Annotated in this window: 5 protein-coding genes; all 5 read right to left on the reverse strand. The window is 65.6% G+C overall.

What is annotated here, in order from left to right:
- Positions 1-231 precede the first annotated feature (231 nt).
- On the reverse strand, positions 232-606 hold the full coding sequence (locus tag AQY21_RS13525; RefSeq protein ID WP_058098166.1) for a hypothetical protein: 375 nt from the start codon (positions 604-606) through the stop codon (positions 232-234).
- A 484-nt stretch (positions 607-1,090) separates the two neighbouring features.
- Positions 1,091-1,492, reverse strand: coding sequence for a single-stranded DNA-binding protein (locus AQY21_RS13530; RefSeq protein WP_058098167.1), 402 nt, complete (start codon positions 1,490-1,492; stop codon positions 1,091-1,093).
- Between the two features lie 721 nt (positions 1,493-2,213).
- Positions 2,214-2,630, reverse strand: coding sequence for a hypothetical protein (locus AQY21_RS13535; RefSeq protein WP_037094029.1), 417 nt, complete (start codon positions 2,628-2,630; stop codon positions 2,214-2,216).
- A 160-nt stretch (positions 2,631-2,790) separates the two neighbouring features.
- Positions 2,791-3,726: a DUF2493 domain-containing protein gene (locus AQY21_RS13540; protein ID WP_058098168.1), complete on the reverse strand. Its 936-nt coding sequence runs from the start codon at positions 3,724-3,726 to the stop codon at positions 2,791-2,793.
- Positions 3,727-4,064: 338 nt separating this feature from the next.
- A partial coding sequence (locus AQY21_RS13545) for a toprim domain-containing protein (protein WP_203416501.1) occupies positions 4,065-4,610 on the reverse strand: 546 nt, incomplete at its 5' end.

Below are 4,610 nucleotides of genomic sequence, written 5' to 3' on the forward strand. Positions count from 1 at the left end.
GAGGGCGAGGGAACCGTCGCCTCCTTCCCATGGGTGGGTTCAAGGGAGGGGCTTCAGCCCTTCCCTTGGGGAGGATGTTTGAAGGAGGGGCCTGCCCCTTCCTTCATGGGAGAGTGTTGAGAGGGGGCTAGCCCCCTTTCATCAGCCCTGCCGGCCGGTCGATCCGGCCGCCAGGGCTCCTGACGACGAAGCAAAGACGAGAAGCGGCTTTCGCCGCCTCTCGTCGCAGGCTCAGTCGGTATCCGGTCCCCAGAGCGGATTGCTCACCGGGTCCTCGATGCCTCCCCAGTCGGGTTCCAGGCCCCGGATCACCGCCGCAATCTCGTGTCCGCCGATTTGCGTGCGGCCTTGCGCGATGAGGATGCTCACCGCGGTCGCGTCGGCCTCGATGGCCCGGATCGCGTCCTCCATGTCGTCATGGGGACCGAGGTTCTCGATGGGGATCACATCGCCATCCTCATCGTAGCCGCCGTGCAGATACATCGGCGCATCGGCCAGCCGCTCCGCCGCCAGTTCGGCCTCTCGGATGAGGCGGAAGGCATGCTTGCGCTCGCGCCAGTAAGCTGCGCTGCCACCGTCGATGCTGATGATCTTGTGATTATTCATGTCATGTCTCCTTTCGCTCTCTGACGGAAGGAGCCTGCACTGTAGCCGCGAGGGGTCAGGGATCGCGAAGCGACCGTCAGCGGCGGCGAGCGGGGGAGCCGATTTTCTGACGATGCCTTTGGGCATTGGCTGAAAATTGGGGGGACCGCGATGTCCTTGACGCCGGAGTGGCTGGTGTATGATCCGAAGTCAGTGAGAGAAGAGCCCGCGGCCCCGACCAGGGGCCGCGACAATATTCGGCGCCGCCGACAGGGGGAGGTTTGGAGGGGTTTCCCCTCCATAGGTGGGGGAGTTTGAGGGGGCGGGGCTCTGCCCTGCCCCTTCATGGGGTGAGTTTGAGAGGGGCGGCCTGCCCCCCTTTCATAAGCCCTGCCGAGCGGTCGATCCGCTCGTCAGGGCTATAGATCTTGCGATGAAGCGGCGGCAGCGCCGGTGAACATGGAAAAACCCGGCGGCTTGCGCCGCCGGGCTCCGGGCGTCCCGCTCAGAACGGGATGTCATCGTCGTCGATGAACTTGCCGTCGTCGCTCTCGGTCTGCTTCGCGCGGCTCAGGAAATCCACCGTCTCGGCGATGATCTCGCAGCCGTAGCGGTCAACCCCGGCGGCGTCGGTCCACTTCGTGTAGTGGATACGGCCGCGAACCAGAACCTTCATGCCCTTTTCGCAATGCTGCTGGACCGTCTTGCCGAGGCCGTTGAAGCAGGTGATGCGGTGCCATTCCGTGTCCTGGACCCGATAGCCGTTCTCGTCGCGGACGACGCGGCCTTCCGAATAGCGGGGGCGCGAGGTGGCCAGGGTGAAGTGGGTGATGCCGGTGCCGCCCTGGGTGGTGCGGGTTTCGGGGGTCTGACCGATGTTGCCGGCGAGGATGACGATGTTCTGCATTGTAAGTCTCCGTTGCTCCTCGGAGGGACCATCCCTCCGACGAGACCCGGCCAAGGCCGTCGGGAGACTCCCGCAACTGCCGTCCTTTCGGCAGCTTGCCCCTAAGGCCCCAGGTGGGGCGGGCAGCCGCGCTTGTGCGGCAACACGGCTGGGAGCCGCGGGGGTTGCTGGTGGAAACCGAACGGACTTAGGGGATCAGTCAGGCGGAGGGATTGGAGCTTTCGAGAGCACAAATACGGGGACGCACAGCAGAACCATCGTCCTTGCCGGCGACAGCGAACAGACAGGCCACCGAGACCCGGACCATGCGGCACAGCACCGGCCCACCCGCCTTCTCTTTCCCGGCCGCGCTCGCGCTCGCCGCAGGAAGGCTATGTCGTCCGGGATGAGAACGAAGCAGCTATCGGGTTTCCAGGCGCAGCATGGCATTGCCGCGGCTTCGACAGCGGAAGGCCCGGTCCCGCTGCATTGCGAGAAGTGGCAATGAAGGTGTTCGTGGCTGAACTTTCGGAACGAAGCGCCGATGCTGCCGGGGTTGACCGCTACGGCTATGGGATTCGTGCCGATGACCGATTTCCAAGCCACAGCGCGAAGCAGACAGAGCATGATGGCGGTGAGGACAGCGATGACATGACCGCCCAATGTTCGAGCCGGAAGCCGGAGCCCGGCGGCGCAAGCCGCCGGGTTTCCCTCTTGGAAGCAGACGATCGCAAGCGCCGTTTCAGCGCGAGAACACCGACTCGCCGAGGGCGTTCAGATTGACGACGGCCGAGACGCCGATGGCAAGGCCGCCAATGCCGCCGAGCAGATTGAGGACAAGGGCCGAGTCGATGGCGTTCTTCGTGATGCCATAGACAAGCGCATAGCCCGCGATAACGGCGGGCACCGCGAAGAGAGCGAGCGCGATGAGGCGCAGGACCGGGTTTTTGGCGAAGCCGAGAACCGCGATCACCAGTGCGATCGACAGCAGGGCGGCGCCAGCAGCACTGAGGCCGGACATCAGGACGCCGGCTCCCGCGCCCCAGGCATACTGAGCGGCGGTAATGGCGGCCATGACGGGCAAGGCATAAATCGCGAGATTGAAGGCAATCACGCAAGCCGTGATGGTGAGCGAGATGGCGAGCAGGATTAGCGTCATGTAAACCTCCAGCGAACGATTGGGGATCACGACAGGCTGCCGGGAGATACGCTCCGCCTGCGACTATGCTGCTTCGCCGGTTCTGCAAGGATGCCTTATCAAAGGCTTCGCCCGTCCTGCTGTCAAGTATCGGCGGCTGAAAGCCGCCGAGCGGCGGCGCTTACGCGCCGCCGTCGAACTTCATGACCGGGATGCCGAGCTTGCGGGCCTTGTCCGCGAAGTTCTCCTGAATCCCGGTGCCGGGGAAGACGAGGACGCCGACCGGCAGCACATCCAGCATGGCGTCGTTGCGCTTGAAGGGCGCGGCCTTACCGTGCTTCGTCCAGTCGGGCCGGAAGGCCACCTGCGGCACCTTGCGGTGATCGGCCCAGCGGGAGGCGATCAGTTCGGCTCCCTTCGGCGAGCCGCCATGCAAGAGCACCATCTCCGCGTGCTTGGCATGGACCTGATCGAGTTTCGCCCAGATCAAGCCGTGATCGTTGAAGTCGGCGCCGCCGGTCACGGCTACCTTCGGGCCGGCGGGCAGCATCACCTCGGTCTCGGCTCGGCGTTTTGCGGCAAGGAAGTCGCGGCTGTCGATCATCGCGGCGGTCAGGTTGCGATGGTTGACCATCGAGCCGGAACGCGGCCGCCAGGCGCTGCCGGTGTGGTGCTCGAAAGCCTCGGCGGCGAGGTCGCGGAAGAGTTCTATGCTGTTGCGCCGTTCGATCAGGGTCTGCCCCTCGGCCGTGAGGCGTTCGAGTTCGACCGACTTCACCTCGCTGCCGTCCTGTTCCCGCTGCATCCGACGCTGCGCCTGCTCGTTGTCGTCGAGATCACGCTCCACCCGGCTGGTGGCGCGGTGGAAGAGATTGACGGTCCCCCAGAGCAGCTCTTCGAGGTCGGGTTCTAAGCGGGTGTCGCCGAGCGTCGAGACAAGGGCGTCGAAGATATCTGTGACGGCTACAGCGACGGTATTGCCCTCGGGCAGCGGCCTCGGATCGGGTTCGTCCTGGAAGGGACGCCAGCCGTAGAGCTGGAGTTCGGTGAGGGTGTGATCGGTCTGGGAGGAGGTGTGGACCGGCTCGTCGCCTGCGGAATAGGTTTCGTTCGTCATCGGGAGCGTCCTTCGTCTGGAGACCGCGCCCATCGCGGCCTTCGCAGGCGTCGAAGCGCACGGGCGGGACGGCCGGTCAGCCCTCGCCCGCTCCGCGAGGGTCTTGATGGCCGGGGGTGGACTATTTTGACTTTCGCGATGCAAAGGCGGGGCTCGTCCCCGCCGGCGGAAAATAGTTCACCCCCGGCCATTGGCCTGCCGTCCCGTTTGTGCGCCGATCGCCCTCTCCGAAGGCCGTGGGTGCGGGACTCTCCGACGAAGGATGCTTCTGGCGATGACCTGAGACCGAAACCCGCAGAGGACGAAGCTGGGCCGCGCCTCCGGGACCGATCACACCCTCACCTCTCCATGAAACGGCGGACGTCTTCGGGATGAAGCTGATCTTTCAAGGCCGCCCGGAGGGCATCGGCGCCGTGGCGTCGCAGATCGTCGTTGAAATCGCCGTTGAGCGGCGTGAGCGTCATCGCCTCGATCCCGAGGCTCGCTGCTCTGGCAACCAGGCCGTCTCTTGCACCGTCCCCGGCCGGGTCGCGATCCCTGACGACATAGAGCCGGCGCAGCGTCGGCGGGAACAGGATGGCGGCGAGGTGAGCGGCCGAAAGCGCCGCCAGCATCGGCATGCGGGGCAGAACCTGACGGGGCGACAGCACGGTCTCGATGCCCTCGCCGGCGGCGAGAACCTCATCGGCGGCGCCGAAGCGGACGGCGTGGCCGAGAAGGTCGCCCATCGCCCGCCGCGGTGTCTCAACAGGTGCCTTGCCGGAACCGTCCGGGGCGAGCCAGGTGCGATGCGCGCCGGTCTGGTGGCCGGAGAGATCGGTGACGGCGGCAACGAGTGCCGGCCTGATCTCGGTGGGCGAATGCTCGTCGTGCCTGTAATAGCA

This window comes from Paracoccus sp. MKU1 (assembly GCF_001447385.1).
Classification (GTDB): Bacteria; Pseudomonadota; Alphaproteobacteria; order Rhodobacterales; family Rhodobacteraceae; genus Paracoccus.